Here is a 22,334-nt window from a genome sequence, read left to right as displayed (position 1 = left end):
TACTACAACCTGCAATCCTTATATTTGCATCTTATTAAAATTGACTGATGAAAATATCTTACAACTGGTTAAAACAATTCATTAAAATAGACTGGAAATCCGAAGAAACAGCAGCTTTGCTAACAGATTTAGGTCTGGAAGTCGAAATTGTTGAAAAATACCAATCGGTAAAAGGCGGATTAGAAGGTATCGTTGTTGGACATGTACTTACTTGCATACAACATCCGGATGCTGACAGATTAAAAATAACCACTGTCGATTTAGGCAATGGTATTCCTGTACAAATTGTATGTGGAGCCAGCAACGTCGCAGCGGGACAAAAAGTTCCAGTTGCTACAATTGGTACTGTATTATACGATAAAGACGGAATCGCTTTTTCTATAAAAAAAGGAAAAATACGCGGACAGGAAAGTCACGGTATGATATGCGCCGAAGATGAGTTAGGTCTTGGTGAAAGCCATGACGGAATTATGATATTAGACGAATCATTAGCACCTGGAACTCCTGCTGCTAAAGTTTTCAAAATTGAAAATGACGAAGTTTTCGAAATTGGACTAACACCCAATCGTGCCGATGCAATGAGCCATTTAGGAACAGCACGTGATTTAAGAGCCGGAATGCTACAAAGTGGTGTAAACGTTGAGTTAATTACACCTTCAGTGAGTAATTTCAGAGTGGACAAAAGAACTTTGAAAATTGATATTGATGTAAAAGAACCTAAACTTGCTCCTAGATATTGTGGAGTAACTATTTCTGGAATTGAAGTAAAACCATCTCCAGCTTGGTTGCAAAACAGATTGAAAGCGATTGGAATAAATCCAAAAAATAATATTGTCGATGTAACTAATTATGTTTTACATGAATTAGGTCAACCGCTTCATGCTTTTGATGCTTCAAAAATAAATGGAAAAATAATTGTAAAAACGCTGACTGCAGGAACAAAATTCATAACTCTTGACGATGTTGAAAGAACATTACACGAGGAAGATTTAATGATTTGTGATGAAAAAGGACCATTGTGTATTGCAGGGGTTTTTGGTGGAAAAAAATCTGGAGTATCAGAAAATACAAATTCAATTTTCTTAGAAAGTGCTTATTTTAATCCTGTAAGTATTCGTAAAACTGCCAAAAGACATCAATTAAACACCGATGCTTCTTTTAGATTTGAAAGAGGAATCGATCCTACTATTACTGAATATGCATTAAAGCGTGCGGCTTTATTGATTCAAGAAGTAGCAGGTGGAGAAATAACTTCGGATCTTATTAATGTCTACCCAAAGAAAATAGAAGATTTCACTGTGTTTTTAAACTTCAGTAAAGTAGCTAAAATTATTGGCCAAGAATTACCAAAAGATACTATTAAGAAAATATTAGTTTCATTAGATATAAAAGTAAATAGCGTTTCTGATGCCGGATTAGGATTAACAATTCCTGCTTATCGAGTTGACGTACAAAGAGAAATTGATGTTATTGAGGAAATTTTGAGAGTTTATGGATACAACAACATTAATTTTTCAAAAAAACTAAATGCAACTGTTTCGAATTCCCCAAGAAACGAGGATTATAAAATACAAAATACAATTGCTACACAATTAAATTCTCAAGGATTTAATGAAATGATGGCTAATTCATTGACTACTGCATCGTATGTTGAGCTTTCTGATGTACTAGATTCAGCTCATAATGTAACAATGCTTAATCCTTTGAGCAATGATTTAGCAACAATGCGTCAGTCTTTATTATTCTCAGGACTAGAAGCCATATCCTATAATATTAATCGTAAAAATGCTGATTTAAAATTATTTGAATTTGGAAAATCATACCATAATTTTCCTTCAGGTTATGAAGAACACAAACACTTAACTTTATTTCTTTCTGGAAACAGAAACAAAGAAAATTGGACTAGTGGTCAAAAACCATCGGATTTCTTTTTATTCAAAGGATATATAAACGGTATACTTTCTAGATTAGGCATTGAAAAAACACAAAATTTACCAGTAACTTCTGATGTATTTTCTGAAGGAATTGCAATTGGATTTGGTCAGGACATAATAGTAGAACTAGGAGTTGTTAAAAAATCAATCTTAAAACATTTTGGAATAAAACAAGAAGTATTTTTTGCTGATTTCAACTGGGCTTTAATTTTGAAATTAATTTCAACCAAAATAAAATATACTGAAATTCCTAAATACCCTGAAGTTCGCAGAGATTTAGCTTTACTAATTGACCAAAACATAACTTATGACAGTATTTACAATATTGCACGTCAAACGGAGAAATCACTATTGAAAGACATCAACCTATTTGATGTTTATGAAGGTCAAAATCTTCCCGAAGGTAAAAAATCATACGCCTTAAGCTTTACTATTCAAGATAATTCAAAAACGTTAACTGATGCTCAAATTGATAAAATCATGAGTAAATTGCAAAATAATTTTGAAACAGAGCTTGGAGCGAGCCTAAGATAAAGCCTATTTTATTCTATTAAAAAATCCCAATTCTGAATCTAGAATTGGGATTTTTTTTTCACAAAAAAGTCCTGTATAATTACAGGACTTTTTTAATAAACAACTTCCAACCTCTAATTAAAAAAATTATTGTTTTGGCAATACAACTGCATCAATTACATGAATCACACCATTAGATTGGTTCACATCGGCAATTGTAACTTTAGCAGAATTATTATTTTCATCAGTAATGTATAATTCTTTTCCTTTCATCCAAGCAGTCAAAGTTCCACCGCTAACAGTTTTCAAAGTTGCTTTTCCTTTTCCCATTTTAATTGCTTTAGCAATGTCTGAGGCATTCATTTTTCCTGTTACTACGTGGTAGGTAAGAATTGTTTGCAACATTTTTAAATTTTCAGGTTTCAATAATGTTTCAACTGTACCTTTTGGTAATTTATCAAACGCGGCATTTGTTGGGGCAAAAACGGTGAATGGGCCTTTGCTTTGTAAAGTTTCGACTAAACCTGCAGCTTTAACTGCTGCAACTAGTGTAGTATGATCTTTAGAATTTACTGCATTTTCAACAATATTTTTAGTTGGATACATTGCAGCTCCACCAACCATAACAGTTTTTTGAGCGAAAGAAGTAGCTCCAAATACTAATGTAAAAAATGCAATCGATAAAAATTTTCTAGTTTTCATAAAATTTATTTTATTAAGTTATATAAATGCATTTACGCAGTAAGATTTCTTTTAGTTTTAAAAAAATGAAAGTTTTTCTTAAATAATTGAATTTCAATAATATATATGTGTGATGATTTTATTTGTGAAAATTTTTCTCAGCTATATTTTCAGAAAATAACCATTTGATTAATCATTATATCCTTATTTTTATATTTTTTAAATTAAAAACACAATGGATCAAAATTCTAAAGAGGCTACTAAGGTTGTTAATGGTTCACATCATATTATTCAAAGTCTAATAGTGAATGTTGTGATTGTAATTTCAAAAGGATTTGCAGCTTTTATGACTGGTTCCGGAGCAATGCTGGCAGAAACTATCCATTCATCTGCTGATTGTGCTAATCAATTACTATTATTATTAGGTGTAAAACAAGCCAGACGACCAGCAGATACTCAACATCCTTTTGGATATGGAAAATCAGTTTATTTCTGGTCATTTATGGTAGCCATGCTCCTATTTTCTATTGGAGGAATGTTTTCTATTTACGAGGGAATTCACAAATACAATAACCCCGAACCTGTTCACGAAATCGCATGGGGAATTGGAGTTTTGTTATTTTCAATAGCTTTAGAAGGTTACGCAACTTTTTCCAATATTTTGGAACTAAATAAAAGAAAAGGAGGCAGTAGTTTTTTTAGTTATTTACGCACCACAAAGGACAGTGATTTGATTGTCATATTTGGCGAGAATTCTGCAGCCGTCTTAGGTTTAATTTTAGCAATAATTGCCTTGCTAATTTCTTATTATACTGGAGATAGTCGTTATGATGCCATAGGTTCACTTGCGATTGGTGTAGTACTGATTTTGGTAGCCGTTTTTCTTGCCGTTGAAGTAAAATCGCTATTAATTGGTGAAAGCGCAGATATAATCATTCTAGAAACTATTGAAGCAATAATAGAAAAAGAGCCAAATATTACTCAGGTTATAAATTGCAGAACCATTCAACAAGGTCCAGGAGAAGTTTTAGTTTGTGTAAAAATAAAATGTAGTCCAGATCTAACTACACAATCCATAAGCCAATTGATTAATAATTTTGAAAAAGAACTTAGAAGCTTAAGACCCGAAGTAAAGTGGCTTTATGTAGAACCTGATTTTCAGGAATGGAAGAATAGTTTATAAAAATCTAGAAGTTCAGTTATTCTTCATAATAATAAACTCTTAAACAAAAAAAAGCCCCGCAAATTGCGGGGCTTTCTCTATTCAAAAAGTTTCAAGAAATTATTTTTTCTCTGACTTTTCCATTTTAGCTTTCAATGCTGCTAATACATCATTGTTGTCTCCTAAAGTTGCAGCTGGTGCATTTGTAGAAGAGTTAGATGAACTAGAAGTATTTTCAGTCGCTGTTTTCACATTTTTCTCTTCTTCTTCACGGAAGATAGCAGTGTGAGATGCAACTACTCTTTTGAATTCTTTGTTGAATTCAATTACTTTGAAATCAGCTGATTCACCTTTTTTCAATTTCTTACCGTCTTCTTTTTCAAGGTGACGAGTAGGAATGAAAGCAACGATATCATCTCCGAATTCTACAGTAGCTCCTTTGTCAACAATTTCAGAAATTTCACCGTTGTGGATAGTTCCTACAGCGAAAGAATCTTCATACTGATCCCAAGGATTAGCAGTAGTTTGTTTGTGACCTAAAGATAATTTACGTCCGTCAACATCTAATTCTAATACTACTACATCAAGTTTTTCACCAACGTTTACAAATTCAGATGGATGCTTGATTTTCTTAGTCCAAGATAAGTCAGAGATGTAAATTAATCCATCAATTCCTTCTTCTAATTCTACGAAAATTCCAAAGTTTGTAAAGTTTCTAACGATACCTGTATGTTTAGAACCTACTGGGTATTTAGCAGTGATATCAGTCCAAGGATCTTGAGACAATTGTTTGATACCTAATGACATTTTACGGTCATCTCTATCTAATGTTAAGATAACAGCTTCAACAACATCACCTACTTTTACGAAATCTTGAGCAGAACGTAAATGAGTAGACCAAGACATTTCAGAAACGTGGATTAAACCTTCAACACCTTCAGCAACTTCGATGAAAGCACCGTAATCAGCGATTACAACTACTTTACCTTTTACTTTGTCTCCAATTGCTAATTTAGCATCTAGAGCATCCCAAGGGTGAGCGTTTAATTGTTTCAATCCTAATTGAATTCTTGTTTTCTCATCATCGAAATCAAGGATTACAACATTTAATTTTTGGTCTAATTCAAGAACTTCACTTGGGTGGTTAATACGACTCCAAGAAAGGTCAGTAATGTGAATTAATCCATCAACTCCACCTAAGTCAATAAAGACACCATAAGAAGTAATGTTTTTAACAACACCTTCTAATACTTGTCCTTTTTGTAATTGACCGATGATTTCTTTTTTCTGGATTTCGATATCCGCTTCAATAAGCGCTTTATGAGAAACAACAACATTTTTGAATTCGTGGTTAATTTTTACCACTTTGAATTCCATCATTTTGTTTACATATACATCGTAGTCTCTAATTGGTTTAACATCAATTTGAGATCCTGGTAAGAAAGCTTCAATTCCGAAAACGTCAACGATCATACCACCTTTAGTTCTGCATTTTACAAAACCATTAACGATTTCTCCTGTTTCGTTAGCCGAAATAACTCTATCCCATGATTTGATAGTACGTGCTTTTCTGTGAGATAATACTAATTGACCAGTTTTGTCCTCACGGATGTCAATTAATACTTCAACAGTATCACCTACTTTTAAGGCTGGGTTGTAACGGAATTCGTTCAATGAAATAACACCTTCCGATTTTGCGTTGATATCAACGATAACGTCTCTATCTGTAATTCTAACAACTACACCATCAACCACTTCTTCTTGATCAGTAGCGATAAATGTTTTTGAAACTAGTTCTTCGAATTCTAATAAGTTTTTCTCATCAACAGCATCAATACCTTCTTCGAAATTGTGCCAGTTAAAATTTGCTAAAAACTCTTCTTGTGATTTTACTTGTTCAGACATGCTGATTAAAAATTTGTATTCTGTATTCTCTCGAGTTTCTTAATGTGCTAGAAAACAACAGAAGTTGTTTGTATAATTAGTTGAACCCTAAAGGAAACTCTTATTCACCAAAAGGACTGCAAAAGTAACACATTTATCTTAAACTGCAAAATTTTACAGATAAGATAATCAATTGAGAATCAGGAGCAAATTAATCGGCTTTTTTGTAGGCAAGGTTCCCGCTCTCGACTTTATCTCTACGCTACGAGGATATCAGCTCCATCGGGGCTAGTTAGGTTTTACAGTGATTTTTCAGCAATAAAAAACCCGATAACTCTTAAAGCTATCGGGTTATATTTATTAGAAAAGGATTTTAATGATAAATTTTTCCTAAAACTTTAGGTCCAAATTTATCTTTAAAAACAAAAGGAAAAATTATAGCAAGAACTAAAGCATACGCTGCAAAAGTTATCCAAATATGAAACCAGTCTTTACTTCCATCAGCCATAGTAAAATATTTTTGAATAATAAAACCACTCGCAAAACTACCAATCAATGCACCAAAACCGTTCACCATCATCATAAACATCCCTTGCGCACTTCCTCTGATTTTTGAATCCGTTTGTGTTTCCACAAATAAAGAACCAGATATATTAAAAAAGTCAAATGCCATTCCGTAAACAATACAAGACATAATAATCATCCAAAGACCATCTGAAGGATTTCCAAAAGCAAATAATCCAAAACGCAATACCCAAGCCAACATACTAAACAACATCACATATTTAATTCCAAATTTTCTAAGGAAAAATGGAATTGCTAATATGAACAGTGTTTCTGAAACTTGCGAAATCGACATGATTATTGCAGGGTATTTTACTGCAATAGTGTTTTTATAGGCATCAACAGTAGCAAAATCGTGAATATAAGTATCTCCATAGGCATTAGTCAATTGCAAAGCAGCTCCCAACAACATAGAGAATATAAAGAAAATGGCAAATTTTTGCTGTTTAAACAATTCAAAAGCATTCAATCCCAAAGCTTGAGTAAAAGAAGTTCCTTTTTCTCCTTTACACATCGGAGGACATTTAGGAAGTGTAAATGCATAAATTCCTAATAGTAAAGAAACAATTCCTGCAATATAAAATTGATTAGCAGAAGTTTCATTATGTGTTAAACTAACTACCCAAAGTGCAATAATAAAACCTATTGTCCCCCATATTCTAATAGGCGGATAATCTTTTACGACATCCATATCTTTTGCAATTAATGCATTATAAGCTACCGTTATTGACAATGAAATTGTGGGCATGTAGAAAAACATATTCACTAACATAACCCAGAAAAAAGTAGTAGGATTATCTACTTGAGGTAAGTAAAATAAAGCTGCTGCACCAAAAAAATGAAGCAAACCATATAATTTCTCCGCATTTATAAATCGATCTGAAATAATCCCTGTTAAAGCAGGCATAAAAACCGAAGAAATTCCCATTGTCGAAAATATGATCCCAAACTCGGTTCCAGACCAATGTTTGTTATTAAACCAATATGCACCAATAGTAAGCAACCAAGAACCCCAAATAAAAAATTGAAGGAAATTCATTAATACCAACCTGTTTTTAATTCCCATACAATGAATTATTTTTTTAATTTTAAAAAAGTAACAAGATGTAAATCTAATATTAAAAAAGAGATCTACAAAAGATTAAAGTGTTTTAACAACTTCATCCACTAAATCCAAAACAACTTTAAATTGTTCTTCACGAGTAAGGTAAGAATTATCGATTTCAATAGCATCGTCTGCCATTACTAGAGGCGAATCCTTTCGGTGCGTGTCAATGTAATCGCGCTCTTCTACATTTTTTAATACTTCTTCATACGTTACTGAATCTCCTTTTTCTTGTAATTCATCAAAACGTCTTTGTGCTCGGGTATCTGCCCCTGCCGTCATAAAAATTTTAAGTTCAGCATCCGGAAAAACTATGGTCCCAATATCTCTGCCGTCCATAACAATTCCTTTATCCTTACCCATTTCTTTTTGCTGCTCCACTAATTTGGCTCGCACTTCAGATATTTCGGCTACTTTGCTTACAAAATTAGAAACTTCGATAGTTCTTATTTCCTTTTCAACATTGACATCATTCAAATACATTTCGGCAAAACCTAAATCAGAATTAAATTTGAACTGTAATTTTATACTTGGCAAACTGTTAATCAATGTTTCTTTATCAAAAGAATCAATATTTATATAACCATTTTGCATTGCAAAAAATGCAACGGCACGATACATTGCTCCAGTGTCTACATATACATATCCCAAGTGCTTTGCAAGCTGTTTTGCTAATGTACTCTTCCCTGTGGATGAAAATCCGTCAATTGCTATGGTAATTTTTTTATCCAAAATAATATTATTGTAAGTTAATAGTTAAACCAAATAAGCTCGTATTTCCTGCTAAAGTATATCGGGAATACGAATAATTGAATTTTAATTTATTCATTTTTAATCCAAAACCTAAAGAGACTCCCGAAAAATTGCGTTGTTCCAAAAGTCGTAATTCTTCTGCTCTTCGAAAATTATAACCTAATCGAATATTAAATGATTTTTTAGGAAAAAGTTCTACTCCCATAATTACATGGCGCAAGGCATTATTTATTACGGATACTTTTTCGGCGGTAGAACTTCCATCAATTGAAGATTGGGCTCTTTCAGGATTAGAAAAAGCAATATTCCATTGTTGTAAATTTTCCAGTGTAAGATGCCAACGAATGGGTACATTTTCTAATTCTTGTGAAACACCAGCAATAATTTCAAGTGGCAGTTTTTCGTTTGTACCATTGTAGGTTGTAAATTGCGTTCCTATATTTCGTATTGCCAAACCCCAATTCACATCATTTCTTTCGTCTATAAAAAGAGCACCTATGTCAATTGCCCCTCCAAAAGAACTATAACTTTCTAATGTCGACGAAATCAATTTAGCATTCGCCCCTAAATGAATAGTAGTGTTGGGAATATTGTACGCATAACCTAAAGAAAGAGCAATTTCACTTCCAGTAAATGTAGATGTGGGTTGGCCATTTTCATCATAACCGTCAAAATTACCATAATTCACATAATTGACACCAGCCTGAAAAGTTTGCAAATGACGGTCATATGTATAAGCATAAGAAGCTGTTCCATAAGTCACTTCTTTGAAATAACTTCCATAATTTAAAGCCAGATGGTTATCCATATCCGCATTCAGTGTTGCTGGATTAAAATTGACCTGATTCAAATCATCGTCATAAATGGTAACAGTTTTTCCGCCTAAAGCTGCTTGTCTTGGTGAAGTGACCAAGTTCAAAAACTGATAAGTGTACTTCCCTCCTATTTGACCGTACGATACAGCGCAAATAAAAACTAAGGAGTATGATAAAAGTTTCTTTAACATGCTTTAAATCGCGATTTATGTAAGGTAAAACGCAAATGCGAAGATAAAATTATAAATACAATAAACAGCAACTTTCAAACTCGTAATTATAAATAAAAATTCCAAATCCCAAGCACTGCAGAACAGGTTTTGAAATTTGGAATTCGTTTCTTATTCCTTGTTAATCTATTATTTCAGATCTTTTGCATTTTTTACTTTTTGATCTGTCAAAGCATATTTAAGTACTTCGCTCATTTCTTTGACATAATGAAAAGTCAAACCTTCAAGGTATTCCGGTTTTATTTCATCAATATCACTTTTGTTTTCATGACACAGAATAATTTCTTTGATATTGGCTCTTTTGGCTGCTAAAATCTTTTCTTTTATTCCTCCTACTGGCAAAACTTTTCCACGCAAGGTGATTTCACCTGTCATTGCTAAGTTTTTCTTAACTCGTTTTTGTGTAAACAACGAAACTAATGAAGTCAACATCGCAATTCCGGCACTAGGACCATCTTTGGGTGTAGCTCCTTCCGGAACGTGTAAATGAATATTATATTTAGAAAGTATCTCCGAATCCAATCCTAAAAATTTAGCATTTGCCTTAATATATTCTAAAGCAATCGTTGCAGATTCCTTCATTACTGTACCTAAATTCCCAGTAATTGTCATAGTTCCTTTTCCCGGAGAAAGTAACGATTCTATGAAAAGAATATCACCGCCGACAGAAGTCCAAGCCAAGCCAGTAACAACACCGGCAACATCATTATTTTCGTACTTATCTCTTTCTAATCTAGGAACGCCAAGTGTTTTTATAATATCTTCGTCTGTTACTTTCTTGTTATACGGTTCTTCCATTGCAACAGATTTTGCTGCATTACGAATTACTTGAGCAATCTTAGCTTCCAAACCACGAACTCCAGATTCACGTGTATATCCTTCTACAATTTTTTCTAATTGTTTTTTTCCAATGGTTAAATCTTTAGCAGTCAAACCATGTTCTTTCAATTGTCTTGGAAACAAATGTTGACGCGCAATTTCTACCTTTTCCTCAATCGTATAACCTGACATTTTGATGATTTCCATTCTGTCTTTTAATGCAGGTTGAATTGCAGCCATGTTATTAGAGGTGGCTATAAACATCACTTTAGACAAGTCGTAACCCATTTCAAGGAAATTATCATAAAACGAATTGTTTTGTTCTGGATCTAAAACTTCCAGTAATGCCGAAGATGGATCACCTTGATTACTATTTGATAGTTTATCGATTTCATCCAAAACAAAAACTGGATTTGAAGTTCCTGCTTTTTTCAAACTTTGGATAATTCGTCCCGGCATGGCACCAATATACGTTTTTCTATGACCGCGTATTTCCGCTTCATCACGCAAACCACCCAATGAAATTCTAACATATTTTCTACCTAAAGCTTCTGCGATAGAACGTCCAATAGATGTTTTTCCAACTCCCGGAGGTCCTGTCAAACAAATTATTGGTGATTTCATATCATTTCGCAATTTTAAAACTGCCAAATGTTCAATCATTCTTTTCTTGACATCTTCAAGACCAAAATGATCTCTGTCCAGTATTTTTTGTGCTTTCTTTAAATCAAAATCATCTTTAGAATATTCATCCCAAGGCAATTCCAGAAACAACTCTAAATAGTTTCTTTGAATACCAAAATCTGGCGCTTGAGGATTCATGCGACGCATTTTTGACAATTCTTTTTCGAAATGTTTTTTAGTTTTCTCGTCCCATTTCTTAGTCAAAGACTTTTGCAACATTTCATCCATTTCCTCTTCCTGTGAAACACCACCCAATTCTTCTTGAATTGTTTTCATTTGTTGGTGAAGAAAGTATTCTCTTTGTTGTTGGTCTAAATCGAAACGAACTTTAGATTGAATATCATTTTTTAATTCGAGTTTTTGCAACTCAATATTCATATATCGTAAAGTCTCTAATGCTCTAATTTTTAATTCATTAATAGCTAATAAGTCTTGCTTTTCTTTAACTGTTAAATTCATATTAGAAGTAACAAAATTGATTAAAAATGATTGGCTTTCAATATTTTTAATCGCAAAAGTAGCTTCACTAGGAATGTTTGGACTTTCTTTTATAATTTGAATCGCCAATTCTTTGATTGAATCAAGAATCGCGATAAACTCTGTATCATGTTTCCCTGGTCTTTTTTCAGGTACTTCTTTAATTTTTGCTGTTATATAAGGACTTTCTGCAATTACAGAATCAATTTCAAATCGCTTTTTCCCTTGGAGTATAACAGTAACATTCCCGTCGGGCATTTTTAAAACCCTTAAAATTCTAGCTACTGTACCTATATTATGAATATCTTCCGGAGTTGGATCTTCGTCTTGCTCGTTTTTTTGTGAAACAACACCAATTATTTTTCCTGCTGCATTTGCATCATTAATCAATTTTATTGATTTATCACGTCCAGCAGTAATTGGTATTACTACTCCTGGAAATAAAACCATGTTACGCAATGGCAAAATTGACAAAGAATCTGGTAATTCTTCATTATTCATTTCCTCCTCATCTTCAGGAGTCAATAAAGGGATTAAATCAGCTTCCGAATCAAATTCTTGAAGTGACAGATTGTCAATAGTAAGTATTTTATGATTTGACATATATTATTTAAGTCTTTTTGTCATTAAAAATTTTAATTTGTTAAGCAAATATAAAGTATCATAGCTGTAATTTTAAATAAAACGATATATGACATGATTAACTTGCTTAACACTAAAAGAGTCAATCATTATGCCAAAGTATAAGAAAAACAAACACCACCTTCTTACAAAGAAAGAAAAAAAATAAAAATTAATTAGGGAAATATCTATTTTAAAAATTAAAAAATTGGAACTATAATTTTGAATTGTATGAATCTATTTATCATTGCTTTTTGGTACTCTTTTTAACAAAATGACACCCATTATAAAGAATACCCCTAAAAAAACTATTGCAAATCGCGGACTTCCAGTAATTTGGTCAATAATTCCATACACTAACATTCCAATAACAATTCCAATTTTTTCAGAAACATCAAAAAAGCTAAAAAAGGAAGCTGTATCTTCTGTCTCAGGTAATAATTTAGAATATGTTGAACGTGATAAAGCCTGTATTCCACCCATTACAAGTCCTACTAAACCTGCCATAATGTAAAAATGTATTGGCAAAGTTATAAAATAAGCAGCCGCACATAATAAAACCCAAAAACAATTAATTACAATAAGCGTAGGAATGTTTCCAAACTTCTCTGAAGCTTTTGAGGTTAAAACTGCACCAACAATGGCAACTATTTGGATTAATAGAATACATATAATTAAACCTATTGTACTTTCACTTTTTGATGTCCAAGCAATTTCTTGTGCTCCAAAATATGTAGCAATCAGCATAACCGTCTGAACAGCCATACTGTAAACAAAAAAACTAATAAGGTATTTTTTCAAAGCAACATTTTCTTCCAATAAATGCCAAACTTTTTTTAATTCTCTAAATCCATTAAACACTAAAGCTTTAGTCACTTTGCGTTCGGTATTTCTACTTCCTTTTGGTAAATAATAATACGTATATTGACTAAAAACAATCCACCATATCCCTACCATTATAAAGGAGTATCGCATGGCTTTCATCGCAGCCTCACCTTTAGTTCCAGTTATACCAAAAATATCAGGCATCATGATCATGCCTAAATTCACAATTAACAATATAACGCTTCCTATGTAACCATAAGAATATCCTCTTGCACTGGTTTTATCTTGTTGTTCAACAAAAGCAATATCCGGCAAATAGGAATTGTAAAACACTAAACTTCCCCAAAAACCAATCAAACCTAAAAAATAAAACAATAATCCGATGTATATATTTTCTAGATTAAACCAATACAATCCCACGCAGGACAAGGCTCCTAAATAACAAAAAAACTTCATAAAAGATTTTTTATTCCCTACATAATCTGAGATTCCTGACAATAAAGGTGAAATTAGCGCCACTACCAAAAAGGCAAATGCAGTAACAAAACTAATCAACGCAGAATTTTTAACACTAAAACCAAAAACGGTTATATAATGATTTCTATCTGAGAATAATGCTTCATAAAAAATTGGAAATACTGCCGATGAAATGACCAATGGATAAACTGAGTTTGCCCAATCATAAAAAGCCCAAGCATTTAATAATTTTTTACTTCCTTTTGGTAAATCTGCCATGTTTCTTTATTTATGTTGCGAATTTATTTATTTTTTATTTAGTATGTTCAAAAAGCAACTATTTTGGCATTAAAAAACCGTTATTAAATAATAATCACCTTTATATTATTAAAATTTAAATAAAAAACAGGCTATTCTCTATGACGAGAATAGCCTGTTTAAAATTTCATTGCTAATGGCTAATGAACATAGAATCAACAAAACGTTTATCTATAAATAACTCCAACTTTAGCAGCTAAAGCTTTCGCTTCCGGAACTAATACTTTTAAATTTGCAATTCTAGTAGCATCAGATGGGTGTGTACTCATAAATTCCGGTGGCGCCTGTCCTGAAGATTGTGCCGCCATTCTTTGCCAAAAGATTATTGCTTCATCTGGATTATAACCTGCAATTGCCATCAATGTAAGTCCAATTTTATCAGCCTCACTTTCATGACTTCTGCTAAATGGAAGCATAACTCCTACTTGAGATCCTAATCCATAATATTGTTGCCACATTTGTTGTTTCTCGGCGCTTTGACTGCCAGTTGCAACTGCAACTCCTACAGCTCCTAATTGTTGTAATTGTGCTGCACTCATTCTTTGTGCGCCATGATTTGCTAATGCATGTGAAACCTCATGTCCCATTACGGTAGCTAAACCCGCATCATTTTTTGTTACAGGTAATATTCCTGAATAAACAACAATCTTTCCTCCTGGCATACACCAAGCATTCACTTCTTTATTGTCTATTAATTTGTATTCCCAACGGTAGTCATTCAGATATTGTGATTGTCCTAAATAAGTCAAATATTTTTCGGCCGCAGCTTTAATTCGAATTCCAACAGTTTCTACTGTTTTTGCATCGGTAGTTCCCGTTATTACTTTATTTTCTTTCAAAAAAGTTCCATATTGTTCAAACGACGATGGAAACAACTCACTATTTGAAACAAAATTTAGACTTTTCTTTCCTGTAAGAGGATTTGTAGCACAAGAATAAACTAATCCTAGTGTACAAACTCCCAATAACATGTATTTTTTCATAATTTTAAGTTTAATTGGTATACAAAAATACAACAAGTTTTGAATTTTATTTTTACATAATTAAATTCAAAAGTATCAACTTTTTTTGTTTATTCTCCAATAATATGCAACTCTGTAAATTCTTTATCAACGATTATAAAGTTACTATTTTCAAATTTTTTTTTATCAAATGGAACTTTTTCATTATCAATTTCTATTTTTTTAACTTTAAATGGTAATCCAATAAAATTTAATTTATATTTTGAGTAATTGGTATCGTATTTTCCTTCTTTATGAACCTGGATTATCAGTTCTTTTTCCTTCCCGATTGTTTGAAATGACAGAAAGCTATACCGTCCTTTTTTATAATCATATCCATCTTGAGAATCCTCATAAACTACCGACTTTTCTTTGCCTACTTTGTAGTAAACATCTAATATTAAATCATCAAATTCTAATTGCCCAACGTATTGTTGGATAGGATATTTTGGAATTATAGCACCCGATTTTACAAAAAGTGGAATTTGGTCGAATTTAGTATCTACCCAAATCTCTTTTCCTCCATTAACTTGTTCATTAGTCCAGTAATTGTACCACTGTCCACGAGGAATATACATCCTTCTTCCTAACGAATTAGGCTCAAGAATAGGGCAAACTAAAATTTGATTTCCAAAAATAAATTCATCATTTTTATAATGTGTTTGAATATCTTCTTGATCATAATACACCAATGGTTTCAACATTGGAATCCCTTCTTCAATATATTGCCAAAACATAGTATACAAATACGGCAATAACTGATAGCGCAAACTGACAAACTTTCTAGTGATATCAATAACCTCTTCATCAAAGGCCCAAGGTTCTTGATTTCCATGATCCCCAGAAGAATGGGTTCTACAAAAAGGATGAAAAACTCCTAATTGAATCCAGCGTGCGTACAATTCTCCCGAAGGCTGCTCTGCAAATCCTCCAATATCAGATCCTGTAAAGCCCATTCCTGAAATACACATACGTTGCACTTGAATATTTGCAATCCATAAATGCTCCCATGTGGCAACATTATCACCTGTCCAAGATGATGAATATCGTTGTGCTCCTGCATAAGCCGATCTTGTAATAACAAAAGGACGTTTTGGATAAGCAAATCGTTTCACTCCATGATAGGTTGCTCTTGCCATTTGAGTTCCATAAATATTATGTGCTTTTCTATGGCTACAAGGGTTTCCATCGTAATCATGCCGCACATCCATTGGAAATGTTTTATTTGGAACCTCCATAACTGCGGGTTCATTCATATCATTCCAAACTCCTTTTACACCTATTTCTGAAACTAATTCTTTAAATAGACCTGCCCACCATTCTCTGACTAATGGATTTGTAAAATCCGGAAAATTACATTCTCCAGGCCATACTTTTCCTTTCATATAAGGACCATCTGCTCTTTTGCAGAAATAATCTTTTTCTAATGCTTCTTTGTATATTGAATATTCTTTGTCAATTTTAATTCCCGGATCAATAATTACAACAGTTTTGAATCCATCGGCAGCTAATTCAGCAACCATTCTTTTAGGATCAGGAAAATATTCGTTATTCCATGTGAAACATCGAAAACCTTCCATATAATCGATATCTAAATATAGTGCGTCGCATGGAATTTTCAATTCCCTAAATTTAGCTGCAACTTCTTTTAAATTACTTTCAGGGTAATAACTCCATTTACATTGATGATATCCAAGCGCCCAAAGTGGTGGTAATTCTGGCTTACCTGTCAAATCAGTATATGTGGTTACTACATCTTGCATTTGTGGCCCGTAAATAAAATAATAATTCATTTCTCCACCGTCAGCCCAGTAACTGGCTATATTTCTTCTTTCTTGACAAAAATCAAAATAAGTTCTAAAAGTATTGTCAAAGAAAATCCCGTATGCTTTTTTGTTATTTAATCCAATGTAAAAAGGAACTACTTTGTATAAGGGATCTTGGTCTTTTTGAAAAGCATATTGATCTGTTGCAAAATTTTCAAATCTTTTCCCCTTCAAATTCAATTGGGTTGCTTTATCCCCAAGTCCATAAAAACATTCTCCATTTTTAGAAGACTTACTCATTTTTACGATATTACCACCATATTCATAGCTTTCTTCCCAATGAAAACCCAATTCGTCCTCCAAAATGAGATAGTCCTCCAAATCAAAAATAGACAATCGCATATCTATTTTTTGAATTCGACACTGTACTTTGCTAGTTTTTATCTGATAATAATCTTCTGCTTCAGAAACCTCAAGAAAATTATATCCATGCGTATGACTTTTATCAATAGCATACGAAAAATCATTACTAAAATATCCTTTTGTCGTAAATCGAAAACGTATTAAACTATCTCTTAATACAGTTACTTTTAATATCACACTATTATCTGTGTGAAAAAAAACGGAGTCTACTTCATGTTTAAAGGAAACAATTTTTGTTGGGTATAAATCTCCTTTATATTCTAATTCTGTATTTGTAATCATTTTCTATCGTATTGATTTTGCGGTCAATTTTCTACTCAAACTTACAAAAATACTTCATAAACAACTGTATATCTTAGATCTATTCCTGAAAAAAAAATATTCTTTAAAACATAGTAATAATAAATCACATTACTAATTATTTTCATATTAAATGAAATTTATTAGTAATGTGATTTGATAATATTAGTAAATATTTAATTATGAAATTTTAAAAACATTTACGCTTAAAGGTGGTAAAAGTAATTCTACAGAATAATCCCTTCCGTCATATGGTAAGGCTTCAATGGTGATTTTTTTAGGATTAGAAAGACCACTTCCTCCATATTCAGCAGCATCGCTATTGAATATTTCTATTAATTTTCCTTTTTTAGGCAAACCAATACGATAATTAGGACGAACTACTTGAGTAAAGTTGCAAACTACAATCACATCTTCTTTTGGGTTATTTCCTTTTCGAATGAAAGACATGACCGCATTTTGATGATCTGAATAGTTAATCCATTCGAAGCCTTCCGGACTAAATTGTTTTTCATACAAGGCAGGTTCTGTTTTATACAGTTTATTCAAATCAGTAATCAATTTTTTAACCCCTTCATGAAACGGATATTGCAATAAATGCCAGTCTAAACTTCCTTCAAAATTCCATTCGCTACTTTGTCCAAATTCACTTCCCATAAACAATAATTTAGTTCCGGGATGTGTAAACATATAGCCATACAGTAATCTTAAATTAGCAAATTTTTGCCATTCATCGCCTGGCATTCTTCCCGCTATTGATTTTTTTCCATATACAACCTCGTCATGGGAAAGCGGTAACATGAAATTTTCAGAAAAAGTATAAGTCATTGAAAAAGTCAAATCATTTTGATGGTACTTTCTATACACTGTATCTTTTTGAAAATATTCCAAAGTATCATGCATCCATCCCATCATCCATTTCATTCCAAATCCTAATCCACCAACTGATGTTGGTCTTGAAACCATAGGAAAAGAAGTACTTTCTTCAGCAATGGTTTGAACTCCTTCATAATTTAAATAAACGGCTTCATTAAATTCCTTTAAGAAACTTATGGTATCAAGATTTTCTCTTCCTCCATAGATATTAGGTTCCCATTCTCCATCGTTTCTGGAATAGTCTAAATATAGCATTGACGCAACGGCATCTACTCGTAAAGCATCCGCATGATAATGGTGCAACCAGAATAATGCATTACTGATTAAGAACGAACGAACTTCATTTCGTCCATAATTAAAAACTAAACTTTTCCAATCCGGATGATACCCTTTTCTACGATCAGGATGTTCAAAAAGATTTGATCCATCAAAAAATCCCAAACCATGTGCATCATCTGGAAAGTGAGAAGGCACCCAATCCAGAATTACTCCTATTCCTGCTTCATGCAATTTGTCAACTAAATGCATGAATTCCTGTGGATTTCCAAAACGGGAAGTTGGTGCAAAATAACCTACTAATTGATACCCCCATGAAGGATCATATGGATACTCCATTATAGGCATGAACTCAACATGGGTAAAACCAGTTTCTTTTACATAATTTACCAAATCCTCAGCAAATTCAAGATAAGTCAAAAATCTATTTTCTTCCGCATGACGTTTCCAAGACCCTAAATGGACTTCATATACTGAATAAGGTTTGTCTAAACCATTATGGTTTTGACGCGTTTTCATCCAGTTCTTATCTTTCCATTTATAATCTAAATCCCAAACTACAGAGGCTGTATGTGGTGGTTTTTCACAATAAAAAGCAAAAGGATCTGCTTTCTCAGTTACTATTCCTCCGTTATTGGATTGAATTTTATATTTATAGGTAGCACCTTTTGTAATAGTAGGAATAAACCCTTCCCAAATACCCGATGAATCCCAACGCACTTGCAACAGATGCTCGCCTTGCGTCCAAAAATTAAAATCCCCAACCACAGATACAGAATGCGCAGTTGGAGCCCAAACTGCAAAATAAACACCATCAACACCATCTACATTTATAAGATGTGCTCCTAGTTTTTCGTAAAGTCTAAAATGTTTCCCAGCTTTAAACAAATCGATATCAAAATCGGTAAAAAGGGAATGCGAGATAACTTTATTCATATTTTATTGTGTATTTCTAATTACAAAAAATAATTAGAACATTAAATTAAAGAAAAAACAGTTTGTAAATTTACTTTATGATATAATTGTCAGGTATAACAGCACCTTTTTTAATAACAACAATTCCGTCTTTAATAGCGTACAATTCATTTGAAAAATCTTCTAAATGACTGCCTCCATTAATATAAACATCATTACCTATTCTACAGTTTTTATCTACAAGTGCATTATTAATAAAACATCTTTCTCCAATACCTATCAATAGTTTATTATTTTTAACATCTTCATTCATATCGTCAATATTTTGGTAGAAATCATTCCCCATTACATAACAATTTTGAATTATTGTGCCTTCACCAATCCTAGATCGAATACCAATTACAGAATGGTTTATTTCTTTGGCATTCAAAATACAGCCTTCAGAAATTAATGATCTATCAACAGTTGTTTTTTGAAATTTTGATGGTGGTAATAATCTTGGTCTGGTAAATATTTTATTATCATTATCAAATAAATTGAATTTAGGTAAGTCTTCCGTTAATCCAATATTAGCTTCAAAAAAAGAATCTATATTACCAATATCAGTCCAATAACCTTCGTATTGGTAACTTAATATCTTTTTATGCCCAACCGCTTGTGGAATAATCTCTTTACCAAAATCTTTAGTCTCTTTATTTGACATGATATCTACCAACAATTTTTTGTTGAATATGTAGATTCCCATAGAAGCCAAATAATGTTTCCCTTCACTTTTCATTTGCTCACTTACATCCGATTCCCAATCTGGTAATAATTCTTTTGCTGGTTTTTCAATAAAGGACTCGATACAACTCTCTGAATTTGTTTTTAATATTCCAAATTCAGGAGCATCTTTTGCATTTACTGGTAAAGTCGCTATAGTGATATCAGCTTCATTTTTTATATGCTCCTCTAACATTTCGTTGAAATCCATTTGGTATAATTGATCTCCGGAAAGTATCAAAGCATAATCAAAATCATGATTTAAAAAGTGAGGCATACATTGTCTAACAGCATCTGCAGTCCCTTGAAACCAAGTTGGATTATCTGGAGTTTGTTCCGCAGCAAGAATATCTACAAAAGCGTGGCTAAAAATACTAAAATTATAGGTATTTTTAATGTGAGCATTCAAAGATGCAGAATTGAATTGTGTCAAAACAAACATTCTATAAATATCTGAATTCATACAATTTGAAATAGGAATATCAACTAATCTATATTTCCCCCCTATTGGCACTGCTGGTTTAGATCTTGTTTCTGTTAACGGAAATAATCTGGATCCTTGACCTCCTCCTAAAATTATCGCAATTACATTTTTCTTTTTAGCTTTCATTTCTTATTAATTATTAAATTGTACATTTCTATATATTCTTGACAAACTCTTTCCCAGGAATGGTCTGTACTCATTCCTTTTTTTCGGATTTCATTTAAATGTTTTTTATCATCATATAATTCGACCGCTCTTTGAATAGAATAACAAACATCTCCCACTGTAGCCTGATCATGACAAATTCCATTTCCATCATCTCCAAAATCAATAACAGTATCTTTCAAACCTCCGGTTCTTCTTACAATAGGAATTGTTCCGTAACGCAGTGAATACATTTGATTTAAGCCACATGGTTCCACTCTGGAAGGCATTAACAGAAAATCAGAACCAGCATAAATTAAATGGGCTAATTCTTCATTGTATCCAATAAAAGTATTGTAGTTGCCTTTATAATCATCCAATAAGCTGTTCAGTTGATTTTCAATTGTTGGATTTCCCGAACCTAAAATTAAAATATTAATTGCTCCATAATTTTCAGATAATGCAAGTGCTGAAGCATGAGGTAATAAATCCCCTCCTTTTTCTTCTAATAATCTTCCAATAAAACTAAAAAGCGGTTTTGTTGGATCTAAATTAAAGAGGCTACATAATTTTTCTTTATTTTCCTGCTTCCCTTTTTCAAAATTTTTAATGGAATAATTTTTCTCCAACATCACATCTTTTGCCGGATCCCAAACCTCAATATCAATTCCGTTCAAAATCCCTCTAGATTTATATCGTACCAAATTGAATAAGGACTCTAGACCATTCGCTGAGTAATTGATTTCATTCAGATAATTTGGAGAAACTGTCGTTACAGCCCAAGCACATTTAATTCCAACCGCAAGGGAATTAATACAATTATCCCATTCTAAAACTTTAACATGAGACAAATCAAATTCAGGTAAATAATATAATTTATCAAAACCAAATTGCCCTTGGTACAGTCCATTATGAATAGTAATCATAGATGGCGTATTTCTCAGTTTTTCATATTTATAGCAATATAACATCATAAACGGCACTAAACCAGTATGATGATCATGACAGTTGATAACATCTGGAACTTCATTTCTTCCAATGATCCAATCTAAAGTTGCTATTTGGAAAGATAAAAAACGTTCAATATCATCTTGATATCCATAAACATCCTTTCTGTCGAATAATTCTGGAATCTCTACCAGATACAATTCAAATCCTAATTTATCCGTTTTTTCTTTAAGAACGTTAAACGGAAAATTAAAATTACCTAATTTCACATGTCCCCAATGCACACATTCAAAATCATTTTCGTTTCTAAATTTTGAATCATAGCAGGGTATAACAACTCTTACAAGATGCCCCGCATTATTTTGATATTTTGGTAATGCCCCTACAACATCAGCTAAACCACCTACTTTTGCTACGGGGTAACACTCTGCACTGATATGAAATATTTCCATTTATGAAATTTTGTTTTTTTTTATTAATTATTACTAAGACTTAAAACTAGGAATTACTTTATTTTCTAACATTTCCCAAGTATTATTAAATCTGTTTTTTATGTTAATTCAATATAAACTTTTGTAAAAAACAGTACTTTTATGTT

The 22,334-nt window shown here is 32.4% G+C and carries 14 protein-coding genes; 2 read left to right on the top strand and 12 right to left on the bottom strand.

Going from position 1 to position 22,334, the window contains the following annotated elements; translation table 11 throughout:
- The first annotated feature begins 47 nt into the window (after positions 1-47).
- Positions 48-2,468, top strand: coding sequence for a phenylalanine--tRNA ligase subunit beta (pheT, locus tag T410_RS12450; protein WP_035672204.1), 2,421 nt, complete (start codon positions 48-50; stop codon positions 2,466-2,468).
- A gap of 126 nt (positions 2,469-2,594) precedes the next feature.
- Here the strand turns inward: pheT and T410_RS12445 are convergent, their stop codons facing one another.
- Entirely contained in the window at positions 2,595-3,149 is a 555-nt protein-coding gene (locus T410_RS12445) for a fasciclin domain-containing protein (RefSeq protein ID WP_035672201.1), read from the bottom strand.
- A 214-nt stretch (positions 3,150-3,363) separates the two neighbouring features.
- Here T410_RS12445 and T410_RS12440 point away from each other — a divergent pair, with 214 nt between their 5' ends.
- Complete coding sequence (locus tag T410_RS12440; RefSeq protein WP_051929415.1) at positions 3,364-4,311, top strand: cation diffusion facilitator family transporter; 948 nt, start codon at positions 3,364-3,366, stop codon at positions 4,309-4,311.
- Positions 4,312-4,410: 99 nt separating this feature from the next.
- Here the strand turns inward: T410_RS12440 and rpsA are convergent, their stop codons facing one another.
- The 11 genes from rpsA to T410_RS12385 all read right to left on the bottom strand — a co-directional run bounded on the left by rpsA (position 4,411) and on the right by T410_RS12385 (position 22,188).
- A complete protein-coding gene (rpsA, locus tag T410_RS12435; protein WP_035672199.1) occupies positions 4,411-6,195 on the bottom strand; it encodes a 30S ribosomal protein S1 in 1,785 nt (594 codons plus the stop codon).
- A 352-nt stretch (positions 6,196-6,547) separates the two neighbouring features.
- Positions 6,548-7,804: a nucleoside permease gene (locus tag T410_RS12430; protein ID WP_035672196.1), complete on the bottom strand. Its 1,257-nt coding sequence runs from the start codon at positions 7,802-7,804 to the stop codon at positions 6,548-6,550.
- Positions 7,805-7,879: 75 nt separating this feature from the next.
- Positions 7,880-8,575 (bottom strand): (d)CMP kinase, encoded by a 696-nt coding sequence (cmk, locus tag T410_RS12425; RefSeq protein WP_035672194.1) that lies wholly within the window; start codon positions 8,573-8,575, stop codon positions 7,880-7,882.
- Between the two features lie 7 nt (positions 8,576-8,582).
- Positions 8,583-9,602, bottom strand: coding sequence for a type IX secretion system protein PorQ (porQ, locus tag T410_RS12420; protein ID WP_035672191.1), 1,020 nt, complete (start codon positions 9,600-9,602; stop codon positions 8,583-8,585).
- Between the two features lie 168 nt (positions 9,603-9,770).
- The gene (gene lon, locus T410_RS12415; RefSeq protein WP_035672189.1) at positions 9,771-12,224 is read right to left on the bottom strand and encodes an endopeptidase La; all 2,454 of its coding nucleotides are present in this window, start codon (positions 12,222-12,224) and stop codon (positions 9,771-9,773) included.
- A gap of 255 nt (positions 12,225-12,479) precedes the next feature.
- Positions 12,480-13,802: an MFS transporter gene (locus tag T410_RS12410; RefSeq protein ID WP_035672186.1), complete on the bottom strand. Its 1,323-nt coding sequence runs from the start codon at positions 13,800-13,802 to the stop codon at positions 12,480-12,482.
- A gap of 206 nt (positions 13,803-14,008) precedes the next feature.
- Positions 14,009-14,824 carry a M48 family metallopeptidase gene (locus T410_RS12405; RefSeq protein WP_035672184.1) on the bottom strand — a complete coding sequence of 272 codons (816 nt, stop codon included), beginning with the start codon at positions 14,822-14,824 and terminating at the stop codon, positions 14,009-14,011.
- A gap of 89 nt (positions 14,825-14,913) precedes the next feature.
- Positions 14,914-17,313, bottom strand: coding sequence for a glycoside hydrolase family 31 protein (locus tag T410_RS12400; RefSeq protein WP_035672182.1), 2,400 nt, complete (start codon positions 17,311-17,313; stop codon positions 14,914-14,916).
- Positions 17,314-17,511: 198 nt separating this feature from the next.
- Entirely contained in the window at positions 17,512-19,419 is a 1,908-nt protein-coding gene (gene glgB, locus T410_RS12395; RefSeq protein WP_035672180.1) for a 1,4-alpha-glucan branching protein GlgB, read from the bottom strand.
- A gap of 70 nt (positions 19,420-19,489) precedes the next feature.
- Positions 19,490-20,770: a glucose-1-phosphate adenylyltransferase gene (locus tag T410_RS12390; RefSeq protein ID WP_035672177.1), complete on the bottom strand. Its 1,281-nt coding sequence runs from the start codon at positions 20,768-20,770 to the stop codon at positions 19,490-19,492.
- A complete protein-coding gene (locus tag T410_RS12385; protein ID WP_035672175.1) occupies positions 20,767-22,188 on the bottom strand; it encodes a glycogen synthase in 1,422 nt (473 codons plus the stop codon). The genes T410_RS12390 and T410_RS12385 overlap by 4 nt, the downstream gene beginning before the upstream one ends.
- Positions 22,189-22,334: the final 146 nt, after the last annotated feature.

This window comes from Flavobacterium sp. 83 (assembly GCF_000744835.1).
In the GTDB taxonomy this organism is placed as follows: Bacteria; Bacteroidota; Bacteroidia; order Flavobacteriales; family Flavobacteriaceae; genus Flavobacterium.
This window is presented reverse-complemented; position numbering and strand designations above follow the sequence as displayed.

Excerpts from the sequence above, each read along its gene's own strand:
- porQ (WP_035672191.1), bottom strand. The coding sequence starts at position 9,602 with ATGTTAAAGAAACTTTTATCATACTCCTTAGTTTTTATTTGCGCTGTA.
- T410_RS12385 (WP_035672175.1), bottom strand. The coding sequence starts at position 22,188 with ATGGAAATATTTCATATCAGTGCAGAGTGTTACCCCGTAGCAAAAGTA.
- T410_RS12445 (WP_035672201.1), bottom strand. The coding sequence starts at position 3,149 with ATGAAAACTAGAAAATTTTTATCGATTGCATTTTTTACATTAGTATTT.
- T410_RS12440 (WP_051929415.1), top strand. The coding sequence starts at position 3,364 with ATGGATCAAAATTCTAAAGAGGCTACTAAGGTTGTTAATGGTTCACAT.
- glgB (WP_035672180.1), bottom strand. The coding sequence starts at position 19,419 with ATGAATAAAGTTATCTCGCATTCCCTTTTTACCGATTTTGATATCGAT.
- T410_RS12400 (WP_035672182.1), bottom strand. The coding sequence starts at position 17,313 with ATGATTACAAATACAGAATTAGAATATAAAGGAGATTTATACCCAACA.
- T410_RS12390 (WP_035672177.1), bottom strand. The coding sequence starts at position 20,770 with ATGAAAGCTAAAAAGAAAAATGTAATTGCGATAATTTTAGGAGGAGGT.
- rpsA (WP_035672199.1), bottom strand. The coding sequence starts at position 6,195 with ATGTCTGAACAAGTAAAATCACAAGAAGAGTTTTTAGCAAATTTTAAC.
- lon (WP_035672189.1), bottom strand. The coding sequence starts at position 12,224 with ATGTCAAATCATAAAATACTTACTATTGACAATCTGTCACTTCAAGAA.
- T410_RS12405 (WP_035672184.1), bottom strand. The coding sequence starts at position 14,824 with ATGAAAAAATACATGTTATTGGGAGTTTGTACACTAGGATTAGTTTAT.
- pheT (WP_035672204.1), top strand. The coding sequence starts at position 48 with ATGAAAATATCTTACAACTGGTTAAAACAATTCATTAAAATAGACTGG.
- T410_RS12410 (WP_035672186.1), bottom strand. The coding sequence starts at position 13,802 with ATGGCAGATTTACCAAAAGGAAGTAAAAAATTATTAAATGCTTGGGCT.
- T410_RS12430 (WP_035672196.1), bottom strand. The coding sequence starts at position 7,804 with ATGGGAATTAAAAACAGGTTGGTATTAATGAATTTCCTTCAATTTTTT.